Annotated in this window: 9 protein-coding genes, 1 pseudogene and 1 riboswitch; of the genes and pseudogenes, 1 reads left to right on the top strand and 9 read right to left on the bottom strand. The window is 70.1% G+C overall.

What is annotated here, in order from left to right:
• The first annotated feature begins 193 nt into the window (after window positions 1–193).
• The gene (locus WT26_RS23880) at window positions 194–2056 is read left to right on the top strand and encodes an ABC transporter ATP-binding protein (protein ID WP_069274098.1); all 1863 of its coding nucleotides are present in this window, start codon (window positions 194–196) and stop codon (window positions 2054–2056) included.
• Between the two features lie 59 nt (window positions 2057–2115).
• Here the strand turns inward: WT26_RS23880 and WT26_RS23875 are convergent, their stop codons facing one another.
• The 9 genes and pseudogenes from WT26_RS23875 to WT26_RS23835 form a co-directional block, all read right to left on the bottom strand.
• Entirely contained in the window at window positions 2116–3354 is a 1239-nt protein-coding gene (locus WT26_RS23875; protein ID WP_069274097.1) for a voltage-gated chloride channel family protein, read from the bottom strand.
• Between the two features lie 94 nt (window positions 3355–3448).
• Window positions 3449–3553: riboswitch (Fluoride riboswitch) on the bottom strand.
• Between the two features lie 63 nt (window positions 3554–3616).
• On the bottom strand, window positions 3617–4636 hold the full coding sequence (locus WT26_RS23870) for a chemotaxis response regulator protein-glutamate methylesterase (protein ID WP_069274096.1): 1020 nt from the start codon (window positions 4634–4636) through the stop codon (window positions 3617–3619).
• Window positions 4633–6950, bottom strand: a pseudogene (locus tag WT26_RS23865) (hybrid sensor histidine kinase/response regulator). Before WT26_RS23865 ends, WT26_RS23870 begins: the two are co-directional and overlap by 4 nt.
• Window positions 6947–7666 (bottom strand): chemotaxis protein CheW, encoded by a 720-nt coding sequence (locus tag WT26_RS23860; RefSeq protein WP_069275125.1) that lies wholly within the window; start codon window positions 7664–7666, stop codon window positions 6947–6949. Before WT26_RS23860 ends, WT26_RS23865 begins: the two are co-directional and overlap by 4 nt.
• Window positions 7667–7687: 21 nt before the next feature.
• Window positions 7688–9061, bottom strand: a complete 1374-nt coding sequence (locus WT26_RS23855; protein ID WP_069274095.1) for a CheR family methyltransferase — start codon at window positions 9059–9061, stop codon at window positions 7688–7690.
• Window positions 9058–9585, bottom strand: coding sequence for a chemotaxis protein CheW (locus WT26_RS23850; protein WP_069274094.1), 528 nt, complete (start codon window positions 9583–9585; stop codon window positions 9058–9060). Before WT26_RS23850 ends, WT26_RS23855 begins: the two co-directional genes overlap by 4 nt.
• Window positions 9582–11258: a methyl-accepting chemotaxis protein gene (locus tag WT26_RS23845; RefSeq protein WP_069274093.1), complete on the bottom strand. Its 1677-nt coding sequence runs from the start codon at window positions 11256–11258 to the stop codon at window positions 9582–9584. The genes WT26_RS23850 and WT26_RS23845 overlap by 4 nt, the downstream gene beginning before the upstream one ends.
• A 145-nt stretch (window positions 11259–11403) precedes the next feature.
• The gene (locus tag WT26_RS23840; RefSeq protein WP_069274092.1) at window positions 11404–12537 is read right to left on the bottom strand and encodes a hybrid sensor histidine kinase/response regulator; all 1134 of its coding nucleotides are present in this window, start codon (window positions 12535–12537) and stop codon (window positions 11404–11406) included.
• A gap of 374 nt (window positions 12538–12911) precedes the next feature.
• Complete coding sequence (locus WT26_RS23835) at window positions 12912–14495, bottom strand: Na+/H+ antiporter (RefSeq protein WP_069274091.1); 1584 nt, start codon at window positions 14493–14495, stop codon at window positions 12912–12914.
• Window positions 14496–14555: the final 60 nt, after the last annotated feature.

The following is a 14555-nucleotide window of genomic DNA, read 5'->3' as shown; positions in this document are numbered from 1 at the left end:
GCCAGCATCCTTCCCGAACGTGGTCCCACGGCGCAGCTGATCCAGCCCGCCGTCCGCGCCGGCGCCTGAAGGCCCGCGCACGTTCCCGACAGCCCACTCTTTCGATCCGCGTCTCGCACGCGGGTCCGGCTGTCGCGTTTCGACGTTCTCTGATCCGGAAAGTCCCGTCGCGCGATGCGCCGGGCAACGATAAATGACCAGAAAAACCACCCATCTGGGCGGCCAGGCATTCCAGGCCGTCTTCGGCTTCACGTTGCACTACTGGCGCCGGCAACCGGCGCGCATCGCCGCCGTCGTGGCGTTCTCGCTGCTCGCCGCGCTCGCCGACGTGCTCACGCCGCTGTTCGCCGGCCGCCTCGTCGACGCGCTGTCGACCGGCCTCACCGACCGGTCGGCCGCCTGGCACGCGGCGCTGTCGGCGTTCGGCACGCTCGCCGCGCTCGGCCTCGGCGCGACGGTGTTGCGGCAAGGCGTCTACCTGAACATCATCACGCTCACGCTGAAGATGATGAGCGAGATCGCGGCCGCATCGTTCCATCGCGTGCAGCGCTTCTCGACCGACTGGCACGCGAACAGCTTCGCGGGCTCGACCGTGCGCAAGATCACGCGCGGCATCTGGGCGCTCGACCTGCTGAACGACACCGTGCTGATCGCGCTGTTGCCGTCGGTCACGATGCTCGTCGGCGCAACCGTGCTGCTCGGCACGCACTGGCCCGTAATGGGGCTCGTCGTCGGCGCGGGTTCGCTGCTGTACATCACGGTGACGGTCGCGGTGTCGCTCGGCGTCGTCGCGCCGGCCGCCCGGCTCGGCAACCTGTGGGATACGCGCATGGGCGGCGCGCTCGCCGATGCCGTGAGCTGCAACGCGGTCGTGAAGGCGTTCGGCGCGGAAACGCGCGAGGAAGCGCGGCTCGCCCGCGTGATCGGCAAGTGGCGGCAGCGCACGCGCCGCACCTGGGTGCGCGGCACGCTCAACGGCGGGTTGCAGGGCGCGATGCTCGTCGCGATGCAGGCCGCGATGATCGGCGTCGCGCTGCGGCTGTGGGTCAACGACGAGGCGAGCGTCGGCGACATCGCGTTCGCGCTGACGATGTTCTTCATGCTGCAGGGCTACCTGCGCGACGTCGGCATGCACATCCGCAACCTGCAGCGCTCGGTGAACGACATGGAAGAACTCGTCGAGCTCGAACGCCAGCCGCTCGGCATCGACGATCGTCCCGGCGCGCCGGCCATCCGGATCGGCCAAGGCGAGATCCGCTTCGAGCACGTGACGTTCCGCTACGGCAACCATCCGGTGCCGCTGTACGACGATTTCTCGATGCGCATCGCGCCGGGCGAACGCGTGGGCCTCGTCGGCCACTCGGGGTCGGGCAAGACGACGTTCATCAAGCTGATCCAGCGCCTGTACGACGTGTCGGGCGGCCGCATCACGATCGACGGCCAGGACATCGCGCAGGTGCGGCAGGATTCGCTGCGCAGCCAGATCGCGATCGTCCAGCAGGAGCCCGTGCTGTTCCACCGCACGCTCGCCGAGAACATCGCGTATGCGCGCCCCGGCGCGAGCCGGGCCGACATCGAGCGTGCCGCGCGGCTCGCCAGCGCGCACGACTTCATCGCTACGCTGCCGGACGGCTATGACACGCTGGTCGGCGAACGCGGGATCAAGCTGTCGGGCGGCGAACGCCAGCGGGTCGCGATCGCGCGCGCGTTCCTCGCCGATGCGCCGATCCTGATCCTCGACGAAGCCACGTCGAGCCTCGACAGCGAAAGCGAGCTGCTGATCCAGCAGGCGATGGAGCGGCTGATGGTCGGCCGCACGACGCTCGTGGTCGCGCACCGGCTGTCGACCGTGCGCGCGCTCGACCGGCTGCTGGTGCTCGACCACGGCAAGGTGATCGAGGAAGGCAGCCACGACGCGCTGATCCGCATCGACGGCGGCATCTATCGCCGGCTGTTCGAGCGGCAGGCGCTGGAGCTCGCGAAGGGGCTCGCGGACACGCCGCGCGGCCATGCGTCCGATGGCGCCGAACCGCGCGGGCAGCCGGCCGAAGCCTGACGGCAAGCCGGACGCGACGCGGGGCGGCCATACAGGATGGCCGCCCCGCCGCTCACGCGTCACTCGCCCGGCCCGTGCACGCCCTTTTCGACGGCCACGCGCTGCGCGCGATAAATCCCCGCGTGCCCCGAGAACAGATACGCAACGACACACGCGACGATCGCATACACGCCGATATCCGCCCCGAACAGTTCGATCGCCATGATCGTCGACGCGATCGGCGTATTGGCCGCGCCGGCGAACACCGCGACGAAGCCGAGCCCCGCAAGCACGGGCACCGGCAGCGCCAGCACCTGGCCGAGCGCGTTGCCGAGCGTCGCGCCGATGTAGAACAGCGGCGTCACTTCGCCGCCCTTGAACCCCGACGCGAGCGTGACGACGGTGAACGCGAACTTGCCCGCGAAATCGTAGAGCGGCAACGGGCCGTGAAACGCGGCCTCGATCGTCGGAATGCCGAGGCCGAGATACCGCGGCACGTTCAGCGCGCTCGCCGCGACCGCCACGAGCAGACCACCGACCACCGGCTGCAGCGGCGCGTAGCGGATGCGCCGGCGAAACAGCGCCGACAGCGCATGCGTCGCGAATGCGAACAGCCGCCCGACCACGCCGAACGCCACGCCCGCGACGACCGTCGCGCCGAGCCCCGCCGCGCTGACGGGCGGCACGAACGGAATCGCATAGGCCGTGTGATGCACGCCCCATGCGCGGCAGACGACGTCCGCGACGATCGCGGAGGCGACACAGGTCAGCAGCGCGTCGTACCGCACACGCCCGATCGCCAGCACCTCGAGCCCGAACACAGCGCCCGCGAGCGGCGTGCCGAACACCGATGCGAAACCGGCCGCGATGCCGCCCATCAGCAGCACGCGGCGATGTTCGCGATCGAGACGGAACACGTGCGTGACGCGATCGGCGAGCGCGCCGCCCATCTGCACGGCCGTGCCCTCGCGGCCCGCCGAGCCGCCGAACAGGTGCGTGACGACGGTCGCGACCAGCACGAGCGGCGCCATCCGTTTCGGCACGAGCGCCTTCGGGTCGTGGATTTCGTCGATCAGCAGGTTGTTGCCGCGCGCGACGGACTGGCCGAAGCGATGGTAGACCCAGCCGGTCGCGAAACCGGCCGCCGGCAGCCCCCACAGCAGCCACGGGTGCGCGACGCGCGTGCCGGTGGCCCAGTCGAGCGCGATCAGGAACAGGGCGGAAGCCGTGCCGGCCAGTGCGCCAAGCAGGGCCGACAGCGCGAGCCAGCGGCACACGTAGCGCACGGTCGCGAGGAAGTCGGCAGAAGTGTTGAACATCGGGTGATTCCAGATTCGACGGAACATCAAAACCTGGGCGGCGGGATGCCGCTTGGATGGTGCATGACCGGCCTGCGACCTCCTGAAGACCCAGGAACACGCAGGCATCATCAGCCGGACGACCGGCGGTTGAGGGCCTGTGCGCGCTCGTGGCGAGCAAGCCCGGACCCCGGGGAGGCATGCCATCTCCGAAGCGCGCATTTTACGCGACGGCCGACGCCCCGCGCAACGCGCGAGGCCGGCCGCGAAATCAGCCGCGAAATCAGCCGCGCGATCGGCCCATCACGCGCGCGACCAATTGCGGCGCGATCCGTTCGAGCGGCAGGATCGCCGACGCCGCCCCGATCGCGGCGGCCGCCTTCGGCATTCCGTACACGGCGCTCGTCGCTTCGTCCTGCGCGATCGTGTAGCAGCCCTTCGCGCGCATCGCCTTCAGGCCGAGCGCGCCGTCGCGCCCCATGCCCGTCAGCAGCACGCCGAACGCTTCGCCCTGCCAGCCGTCGGCGACGCTGTTGAAGAACACGTCGATCGACGGCCGGTACGGTGTCTCGACCGGATGCCGCGTATAGCCGAGCACGCCGCGCGGCGACAGGTAAAGGTGATCGTTGGTCGCCGCGAGCAGCACCTCGCCGGCCTGCGGCACGCTGCCCTGCCGCGCGACGCGCACCGGCAGCCGCGTATAGCCGTCGAGCCACTCAGCCATCCCGAGCGCGAACGCCTGGTCGACATGCTGGACGATCACGATCGCCGCCGGAAAGTCGGCCGGCAGCGCGCGCAGCAGCGCGGTCAGCGCGGTCGGCCCGCCCGCCGACGCGCCGATCGCGACGAGCGTCGGCTGGCCGCGCTCGGGCGCGGGCCCCGGCGGCACGAGCGCCGCGGAACGGCTTTCGAGCAGCCGGCCGATCTGGTCGATCTTCGCGAGCAGCGCCTGCGGCGACGCGTCGGCCGACAGCCCGAGCGCGAGCGTCGGCGTGTCGACCGCATCGAGCGCACCCGCGCCCATCGCCTCGTAGACCGACGACGTGTTCGCGCTGACGCTCGCCGTCACGATCAGGATCGCGCACGGCGCACGCGCCATGATCCGGCGCGTCGCCGCGACACCGTCGACCTTCGGCATCACGAGATCCATCAGCACGAGGTCGGGCGGATGCGCGACGCAGAAATCCACCGCCTCGTCGCCGTCGGTCGCGACCCACAGCACGCGATGGTCGGTGCGCAGCGCGATCACGCGGCGCAGCGCCTCCACGGCCAGCGGCAAATCGTTGACGATGCCGATGTTCATCCTCGCGCGTCCCCGATCAGGTCGTGCACGGCGTCGAGCAGCGCCTCGTCGTGGAAGCTGCTCTTCGCGAGGTAGTAGTCGGCGCCCGCATCGAGCCCGCGACGGCGATCCTCGTCGCGATCCTTGTACGACACGATCATCACCGGCACGCGCTTGAGCATCGGGTCGCCCTTGATCAGCGTGACGAGTTCGATGCCGTCCATGCGCGGCATGTCGACGTCGGTGACGACGAGATCGAACGCATCGCTGCGCACCGCGTTCCAGCCCTCCATCCCGTCGACCGCGACCGTCACGTCGTAGCCGCGCTTTTCCAGCAGCTTGCGTTCGAGCTCGCGCACCGTCAGCGAATCGTCGACGACGAGCACGCGGCGGCGCCGGTCGGCCAGCGCCAGTTGCGGGTCGCGCGTGAGCCGCGCGAGCTGCCCGCCGCGCACGAGCTTGTCGACCGAACGGATCAGGTCCTCGACGTCGACGATCAGCACCGGGTCGCCGTTCTCGAGCAGCGCGCCGGCCGCGATGTTCTGGATCTTGTGCAGGCGGCTGTCGAGCGGCTGCACGACGAGCATCCGCTCGCCGAGGAAGCGGTCGACCGCGACGCCGTACAGCTCGGGTTCCCCGCCGACGACCACGACCGCCGTGCTCGTGTGCGCGCGACGTCGGGCTCGCCCGCGTCGAGCAGCTGATGCGCGGCGACGAGGCCCGCGCGCCGGCCGTCGAACGGGAAATGCGGCTGCCCTTCGAGCACGTCGATATCGTCGTGCGAGAGTTCGAGCGTGCGGCGCACGTGCGCGAGCGGGAACGCATACGGCTCGCCACCGACCTCGACGAGCAGGCTGCGGATCACCGACAGCGTGAGCGGCAACTGCAGCACGAAACGCATGCCCGCGCCCGGCTCGTTGAAGATCCGCACCGCGCCGCGCACGCCGCGCACCATCTCCTGCACCGCGTCGAGGCCGACGCCGCGGCCCGACACGTCGGTCACCGCATCGCGCATCGAGAAACCCGGCAGCAGCAGGAATTCGAGCAGTTCGGGATCGGACAGCCGCGCGGCGGTCTCGTCGTCGGTCAGGCGCTGGCGCACGACGGCCGCGCGCAGCGCGTCCATGTCGACGCCCGGGCCGTCGTCGATCACGCTGACCAGCAGCGAGCCGGCACTGTGGCGCGCCTCCAGCGTCACGCTCGCCTCGGCCGGCTTGCCGCGCGCGCGCCGCGCCTCCGGCGAATCGACGCCGTGGTCGATCGCGTTGCGCAGCAAATGGCCGAGCGGTGCGTCGAGCAGGTCGAGGATGTCGCGGTCGACCTGCGTGCCCTCGCCGACGATCGAGAAACGCACCTGCTTGCCGAGCGAGCGCGCGAGATCGCGGACGATGCGCGGATACGCACGCGTCGCGTCGCCGAACGGCCGCATCCGGCATTGCAGCGCCTCGTCGTACAGTTGCTCGGCGATATGCGTGCTGCGCCGCTCGAAGCGGTCGAATTCGTCCATGCGCTCGGCGAGCGAGCGCTGCAGGTCGTTCAGCATGTGCCGCACTTCGTTCATCGACGCGAGCATGCCCGCGTCGAGATCGTCGGCGAAGCGCTCGACCAGCGTGTCGAGCGAACGCGCGGCGTCGCGCTGTGCGCGTTTCACGCGCAGCATCGATTCGGCGAACGGCTTGAGCCAGCGCGATTCGACCAGCGATTCGCCGGACAGGCTCAGCAGCCGGTTCAGCGTATCCGCGCGCACGCGGCGGATTGCGCCCGTGCTTGCGCCTGTGTTTGCGCCCACGCCGCGCGCGGACTGCGCCGGATCGGCGGCGCTCGCGGCCGGGGGCGGCGCGGCGTCGCCGCCGAATTGCGCCGCCTCGCGCGCCGGCCGGCCGGATTCGCGCGGAACGTCGTCGTGCGGCGGCGACACCGCCGTCAACGTTTGCGTCGTGCCCGGATCGCCGGCCGCGGCCAGCGCCGCGGCGAACGTCTCGATCTCGGCCGGCGCGACCGGCTGCGCCTGCGGATCGCCGACGCGCACCAGCAAATCGACGCCCGCCAGCAGCACGTCGACGTGCGTGGCCGTCAGTGCGATCGTGCCGGCCTGCGCGGCGACGAAGCACTCCTCCATCCGCCCCGCGATGTCGACGCCGAGCGGCACGCCGACGATGCGCGCGGCCCCTTTCAGCGAATGCGCGGCGCGCATGCATGCCTCGAGCGCCGCCGCGTCCGGCGCGCCGGATTCGAGCGCGAGCAGCCGTTCGGACAGCGCCTGGGTCTGCGTGCGCGTCTCCTCGCGATACAGCTCGAGCAGCGACAGGTGGCTCAGGTCGTCATCGCCGCTCATCGCATGCTCCGTGTGACTGCGTCGAACAGGCGGTCGTCGTCGAGCAGGCCCACCGACTTCCCGCGCCACGACAGCACGCCGCGCGACAGGCCGGCGCTCGCGCGCCCGACCGTGGCCGGCACGGGCACCCAGTCGGATGCGCCGAAACGCAGCACGCCCTCGACTTCGTCGACCGGAAACACGACCGGCTCGCCCTGGTGCGCGGCGACCAGCAGCCGCGTGAAGCGGCCGTCGGCGCCGGTGCCGCCCTGGCCGACATCGAGTCCGAGCAGCGCGCCGATCGAGATCGCGATGCGCAGCGTGCCGCGGATGTTGACCACGCCGCGCACGGCCGAATGGCGGCGATGCGGCAGCGAATGGATCGGGCGCGTGCCGGCGATCTCGCGCAGCACGCCGATCGGCAGCGCGAGCCATTCGTCGGCCACGCGAAACGCCAGCGCCGCATGGCGCGTATCGGCGCCGGCGTCGCTGCGCTCGCGCCCGGCGCCATACGCGCCGTTCGTGTCCATGCGGCGCGTGGCGTCGGCCATCTCCGCCCCGTCGAGCGGGCGCTCGAGCAGCTTCGCCGCGTGATACGCGTACACCGGGCAGTTCAGGCAGCGCAGGCACTCGTTCAGCCGCTCGCACGTGCGGTCGCCGCGCGTGCCGATCCGGTTCCAGCAATCGTCGACGTCGATCGCCGTGTCGTCGGTTGGGTCAGCGGCCTCGCGGTTCATCATGTTTGTCATGCCTTCGTATTATCCCGCCGAGCGCCGTGCACGCTCGAGCAGCCATTGCGCGCCCGCGCGATCGCCGCCGACGTCGAGCAGCGTCGCGAGATGGGTCAGCGCTTCGTGATGCGTGGGCCGCAGGTACAGCGCCTTCCGGTAGAAGTCGCCGGCTTCCGATGCGCGCCCGCGCGCATCCGCGATCAGCCCGTTCAGGTAGAACGCATCGGCATGCGGCCCGACGCGCGCCGAGAACTGCGCGAGCACGCGCTCCGCCTCGTCGAACGCGCCGGCATTCGCCAGCGCCTGTGCGTCTTCCAGCGTCGGCGGATCGCCCCCGGCCGCCTGCGCCTGCACATCTCCGCCATGGCTTCCATGACCGCCGTCCGCCGCCCGTTGCGGTGCGGCGGCGAGCGCGGGCGCGTGCGCCGCCGCACCGGCGAACCACCCGGACGGCGCCACGCGCGGCGCGGCGACACGCGCCGCCGTGAAGCGGTCGGCGCGCCACGGCCGCACGGCCGGCGGCAGCGCGGCGGCGAGCCCGTCGGCCAGCCGTTCGGCGACGCTCGCGCGCTGGAACGCGAATGCCAGCGGCACGCGCGCCGAGCGCATCCCGTGCCGCATCGCGACGCCCGTTTCGGCCGGCCCGACGAACAGCACGCCGTCGTCGGCAAGGCGGTCGCCGAGCGAGCGGATCACGCGATCCTGCGCGTCGCGATCGAAGTAGATCAGCACGTTGCGGCAGAACACGAAATCGTAGCGGGTGAGCGCGTCGCCGACCGGCTCGAGCAGGTTCCCCTGCCGGAACTGCACACAGGCGCGCACGCGCTCGTCGAGCAGCCAGCCCTCGCGGGTCGGCGTGAAATGCCGCGCGCGAAACTCCGTCGCGGTGCCGCGAAACGCGTTGCGCCCGTAACAGCCGAGCCGCGCCTGCTCGATCGCGCGCGTGCTGAGGTCGATCGCGTCGATCGTGAAACTGGCCGGGTCGAGCCCCGCGTCGAGCAGCGCCATCGCCGCCGAAAACGGCTCCTCGCCCGTCGAGCACGGCGCGCTCAGCACGCGGATCACGCGGCCGGGCTGCGCCGCGAGCCGTTCGGCCGCGAGCCGCGCGAGCGTCGCGAAGGCCTCGCGGTCGCGGAAGAACCAGGTCTCGGGCACGACGAACAGCTCGATCAGCGCACGCCGTTCGTCGGCCGACGCGTTGAGCTGCTGCCAGTAGGCGTCGAGCGCGTCCGGCGAGACCGGCGGCCGCGCGGCGCAGGGCATCCGCTCGCCGTCCGCCGCCTGGGTCGCGTAGATGCGCTCGGTCACCGCGCGCAGCAGGAAATCGTTGCCGAGCGAATCGGGGTCGATGCCGGTCTCGCGCAGCAGCCACGCGCGAAAATTCGATGCGATGGATGTCATGCCGGCGCCCCTCCGTTGGCCGATGCGTCGTCGAACAGGTGCAGGCACGCGACCGAATCGACGATGTCGCGCACCGATACCTGCTGCACGACGCCGTCGGGCGTATGCGCGACGGGCCCGAGCCAGCGCGTACGCGCGGTCGAGATGCCGCTCGCGCGAAACGCCGCGCGATCGATCCGCATCGTCTGCGTCGCACGCTCCACGATCAGGCCGAGCATCCGCTCGCCGGCGTCCGCGTCGTTCGCGCAATCACGAACCCTGTATCGGACCATCACGAGCCGCGTCGAGCGCAACGCATGCGCGCGGCGCCCGAGCGCCAGCATCGGCACGTCGATCACCGGCACCGGCTGGCCGCCGCGCATCAGCAGCCCGGCAATCCATTCGGGTGCGCCGGGCACGGCCTTCGTGGCCGCGAGCGGCAGCACCTCGTCGATGCCGGCCGCGTCGAGCGCATAGCGTTCGCCGTCGAGCTCGAACATCAGGAACAGCGCATGCGCGCCGTTCTGCGTGTCCGCGCGCATCACGCGTCGACCTTGAAGCGCGACACGCTGGTGCGCAACTGGTTCGCGACGAGCGTCAGGTCGTCGATCGCCTGCGACGACTGGCGCAGCGACTCGGCCGTCTGCTGCGCGGCCTCCGACAGCTGCGACAGCGCCTGCGTGATCTGCTCCGCGCCGTTCGCCTGCGTCTGCATCCCTTCGTTGACCATCTGGAAGCGCGGCGCGAGCGTCTGCACCTCGGCGATGATCTGCGACAGCTGCCCGCCGACCTGCTGCACGTCGAGCATCCCCCGGCGCACTTCCTCCGAGAATTTGTCCATCCCCATCACGCCCGCCGATACCGCCGACTGGATTTCCTTCACCGTCTGCTCGATGTCGTAGGTCGCGACCGCCGTCTGGTCGGCCAGGCGCCGGATCTCGGTCGCGACGACCGCGAAGCCGCGGCCGTATTCGCCGGCCTTCTCGGCCTCGATCGCCGCGTTCAGCGACAGCAGGTTGGTCTGGTCGGCCACCTTGGTGATCGTCGCGACCACCTGGTTGATGTTCAGCGCCTTCTCGTTGAGGATCGCGAGCTTCGCGTTCACCGAGCCGGCCGCGTCCATCACGCTGCGCATCGTCTCGCCCATCCGCGTGAGCCCGCTCTGGCTCACGCCCGCGAGCGTGGCCGACTGCTCCGCCACGCCGGCCACTTCGTTCATCGTGCGCACCAGGTCGCGCGAGGTCGCGAAGATTTCGCGCGAGGTCGCGCCGATCTCGGTCGTCGTCGCCGCGGTTTCGTTCGCGGTCGCCTGCTGCTCGCGCGACGTCGCCGCGATCTCGGCGACCGACGTCGTCACCTGCAGCGACGACTGCTGCGCACGCGCGACGAGCTCGGTCAGTTCGTCGGCCATCCGGTTGAAGCCCGTCTCGAGCGTGCCGAATTCGTCGCGGCGGCGCAGGTCGAGGCGGCGCGTCAGGTTGCCGGTACGCATCACGTCGTGCACCTCGACGAGCCGCGCCATCGGCACGGTCACCGAGCGGTACAGCATGTAGCCGAACCCGAGCGCGGCCAGCAGCACGACGGTCAGCGCGACCGCCAGCACCACCTCGGTGTCCTGCACGGATTCACGGATCAGCTTCGCCGACTGATCGGCGAACTTGCGGTTTTCCTGGACCATCGTATTCGCGTTGCGCACCACCTCCGCCCACGCGGGCAGCACGGCCGCATATGCGGCGGGCGCGTCGCCGCGCGACCCGCGGCTCTTCTGCACCGCCTCGTTCAGCAGCGGCAGGTAGTGGTCGTACGCGGAGCGGAACGACAGGAAGCGCGCGCGGTCGTCTTCGCGGAACGTCGTGTTCTGATAGTCGATCGACAGCTTGTCGATCTCCTTCGTCACGTCGGCGATCTTCGCGAGGTCGCGGCGCGCGGCGTCGGGATCGGTCTCGACGAACGTCGCCTGCTGCAGCTGCATGAATGATTCATTCACCGCGCCGCGCAGCGACGACGCGAGGTAGACGCCTGGCAGCGAGTCGCGCTCGATGCTGACGGCTTCGCTGTTGATCGCACGCAATCGCTCGTAGGACACGCCGGCTGTCACCAGCATCAGCACGAACAGCACGCCGAAGCTGAGCAGGATGCGATTGCCGAGCGTCAGCCGGGCAGCGCCGATCGTCGGATGCAGGCTTTCATTGGTCGCGCGGGGCGTCACGGTGGCCATGTTCGTTATGGGCTTTCAAAGTCTGCGTTGAGAAAAGGTCCGCGCCGGCCGGCGCCCGCCGGAGGCGGCGCGACCGGTGCGCGTGGGGAGCCGGGCGCGCATGCGCGCGGCGGGGCCTGCGGGCAAGGCCGCACGGCCCGCGGGTTCACCGCTCCGCTTGCGCCGGCAGCCGAAGCGCGACCATGAAGCCGCGCGCCGTATTGCGCATCAGGATCTGGCCGCGATGCCGCGCCGCCGTCGCGCGGACGAACGCGAGCCCGAGGCCGAAGCCGCCGCGCGCCGCGCCATGCGCGGATTCGAGCTGCACGAACGACTCGGTCGCGGCCGTGCGCTGCTCCGGCGCGATGCCCGCGCCGGTATCCTCGACGCCGATCAGCCAGGCACCGTCCTCGCTGCTCAGCGTGCAGTGCACGTCCGTACCGGCCGGGCCGTACTTCAGCCCGTTGTCGATCAGGTTCGCGACCGCGCGCGTCAACATCATGCGGTCGCCCATCGTCACGCACTCGGTATCGGGCACGTGCGCGGCGACCCGGCTGCCGAGCCCGGCCGCCTTCTCCCACAGCTGGTCGACGGCGTCGAGCACGATCTCGTTGAGACTCACGACCTCGTGCGCGCGGCGCTCGGACTGCGCACGGGTCAGGTGGATGAAGCCGTCGGCAAGCGCGAGCGCGCGCCGCGCATGGCCGGCAATGCGTTCCATGATCGCCGGCATCTCGCCGTGCTCGGCCCGGTAGACGTCGAGCAGCGCGAGGATCGACGTCTGCGGCGAACGCATGTCGTGCGACAGGAAATCGAGCGCCTCGTCGCGCTGCCGGGACATCAGGTACGAATTCGAGTGATAGCGGATCCGTGCGGCCAGCTCCATCGCGTCGGGGAGCTTCACCAGATAGTCGTTCGCGCCGGCGATGAACGCCTCGCGCTTGACGATCGGCTCCTCCTTCGCGGACAGCACGATGATCGGCACGCGAGCCGTGCCGGCGTCCGCGCGCCACGCCCGGACGAGATCGAGGCCGTCGATATCCGGCATCACGAGATCCTGCAGGATGACCGTCGGCTTCACGTCGCGCGCGACCGCCATCGCCCGGTGCGCGTCGGTGCACACGTGCAGGTCGATGTCGTGTTCGTTGCGCAGCGCGCGGCGAATCACCTCGCCGACGAACGGTTGATCGTCGACGAGAAGGACCGATAAACCGGACTCGAGGTAATCCGATACCTTTTCACCACTCGATTCGTTCATAAAAGTTGTTTCAAACGCCGATTCTCCAATCGATTCTTTCATGAGAGTTGATTATCCGACTTAAGCACGATCTTATTCTTGCGGAGGAATGATCCGCTTGCTGACGCCGACCGGGCCCGTCGGCGCTAACGCGCAAGGCCATCGGATGCCGATTTTCCCCGTCGACAGCCGGCGCTCGCCCCGCGCGATTTCTCTCAATAAACATAACCGGCTGATTCTAAATGAAATTAGAACACAGCATCTATCTGCGTCCTGTTTGGTTAAGCCACGCGGGCAAAAATCCCCTCGCGTCGGATTAAATCCGATCATTTACCAAATTGAAATGACGCATGCGAATGCAGCAGGCGCGTGCATGCTCGCGCGCTGCCGACGGGCGAGGCGGGAAAGACGGCGGGCGCGCCGCGCCCGCCCGGCGTTCATCCGCGCGCGTGCTGCGCGGACACTTCCTGCAGGTCGAGGTCGCGTTCGAGCGCGTGCAGCATTTCGTCGTGAATACGGCCCGAACGATGCAGGCGCAACAATTCCGCTCGCCCGGCCCGGATCGCGGCCAGCACGACGTCGTAGTGCGAGGCGCGATCGCTGTCCGGAAACGCGGGCTCATGCTGCAGGCGCTGCGTCAATTCCGCGCGATACGTGTACTGCTCGAGCAGGCGCGGATGGATCACGACCCCGTTCTCGTCGCGCACGAGCGGCTGGATCGCCGCGAGTTGCGCGGCCTCGACGTACGCCCACGTCTGCGGCTCGGTCAGGTGATGCGCCGCGCGCGCTTCGCGCTGCGGCAGGCGCAGCAGCCGGATCAGCGGCCCGATCGTCGTGCCCTGCAGCAGCACGGTGACGAGGATCACCGCGAACGACGCGACCAGGATCACGTCGTGACCGGGCATCGCATCGGGCAGCGACAGCGCGATCGCCAGCGTGACGACGCCGCGCATCCCGGCCCAGCTCATGATCGTCGCGGCCCGCCAGTCCGGCCGGCACGCGCTGCGCGTGAGCCGGCGCGTCGGCCCTTTCAGCGCCTCGACCGCGTAGATCCACACGAAGCGCGACACGATCACCGCCGCCAGCACCGCGAGCGTCGGCGGCACCATCGTGGCGAGCACCTGCTCGAAGCCGCCGAGCCGGTGGATCGCGCCGCGCAACGACAGCCCGATCAACACGAACACCATCGCCTCGAGCAGGAACACAATGACCTGCCAGAACGCGGTGCCGCGCGTGCGCACGGCCGCCGAGAACACCTCGTGCTGATGCCAGCCGACGATCATGCCGACCACCACGGTGGCGATCACGCCGGACACCTCGACCATTTCACCCGCGATATAGGCGATCCAGCCGGCGATCACCGCGACGGTGATCACGAGGTAGTCGTCGTCGAGCTGCTTCAGGAACCACACGACGAGCCAGCCGATCACGAAGCCGACCACGACGCCGCCCATGCCCAGCTCCGCGAAACGCACGACCGCGTGCTCGAGGCTGAACGCGCCGGTGAGCGCGGCCGCGACCGCGAAGCGGAACAGCACGAGGCCGGCCGCATCGTTCAGCAGGCTCTCGCCTTCGAGCAGCACCATCAGCCGGCGCGGCAGCGCGACGCGCTCGAGCACGGCCTTCGCGGCGACGGCGTCGGGCGGCGACACGATCGCGCCGAGCGCGAAGCACGCGGCCCACGGCAGCGACGGCGCCACCCAGTGCACGGCCAGGCCGACCGCGAACGTCGTGAACACCACCGCGCCGATCGCCAGCAGCAGGATGCCGCCGACGTTGCGCTTGAACTCCTCCCACACCGAGAAGTACGCGCCGTCCATCAGCAGCGGCGGCAGGAACACCAGCAGCACCAGTTCGGGATCGAGATCGATCGGCGGCAGGCCGGGAATGAACGCGATGCCGATGCCGCCGACCAGCAGCGCGGCCGCGGGCGGCAGCCGCAACCGCTTGGCGAGGCATTCGAGCGCGACGATCGCGAGAAATGACAACAAAACCAGCTTGAATGCCGAGACGGGAGACATGAATCGACCTCGTGAAGAAATAATCCGCCGGCGGCCGGTGTCATGCCCCGGCGCGCCGTG

The sequence above is a fragment of the Burkholderia cepacia genome (assembly GCF_001718835.1).
Classification (GTDB): domain Bacteria; phylum Pseudomonadota; class Gammaproteobacteria; order Burkholderiales; family Burkholderiaceae; genus Burkholderia; species Burkholderia cepacia_F.
This window is presented reverse-complemented; position numbering and strand designations above follow the sequence as displayed.

What these genes read in the sequence shown, in the direction of transcription:
- WT26_RS23880 (WP_069274098.1), top strand. Translation starts at nt 194, where the DNA reads ATGACCAGAAAAACCACCCATCTGGGCGGCCAGGCATTCCAGGCCGTC.
- WT26_RS23875 (WP_069274097.1), bottom strand. Translation starts at nt 3,354, where the DNA reads ATGTTCAACACTTCTGCCGACTTCCTCGCGACCGTGCGCTACGTGTGC.
- WT26_RS23870 (WP_069274096.1), bottom strand. Translation starts at nt 4,636, where the DNA reads ATGAACATCGGCATCGTCAACGATTTGCCGCTGGCCGTGGAGGCGCTG.
- WT26_RS23860 (WP_069275125.1), bottom strand. Translation starts at nt 7,666, where the DNA reads ATGAACCGCGAGGCCGCTGACCCAACCGACGACACGGCGATCGACGTC.
- WT26_RS23855 (WP_069274095.1), bottom strand. Translation starts at nt 9,061, where the DNA reads ATGACATCCATCGCATCGAATTTTCGCGCGTGGCTGCTGCGCGAGACC.
- WT26_RS23845 (WP_069274093.1), bottom strand. Translation starts at nt 11,258, where the DNA reads ATGGCCACCGTGACGCCCCGCGCGACCAATGAAAGCCTGCATCCGACG.
- WT26_RS23840 (WP_069274092.1), bottom strand. Translation starts at nt 12,537, where the DNA reads ATGAAAGAATCGATTGGAGAATCGGCGTTTGAAACAACTTTTATGAAC.
- WT26_RS23835 (WP_069274091.1), bottom strand. Translation starts at nt 14,495, where the DNA reads ATGTCTCCCGTCTCGGCATTCAAGCTGGTTTTGTTGTCATTTCTCGCG.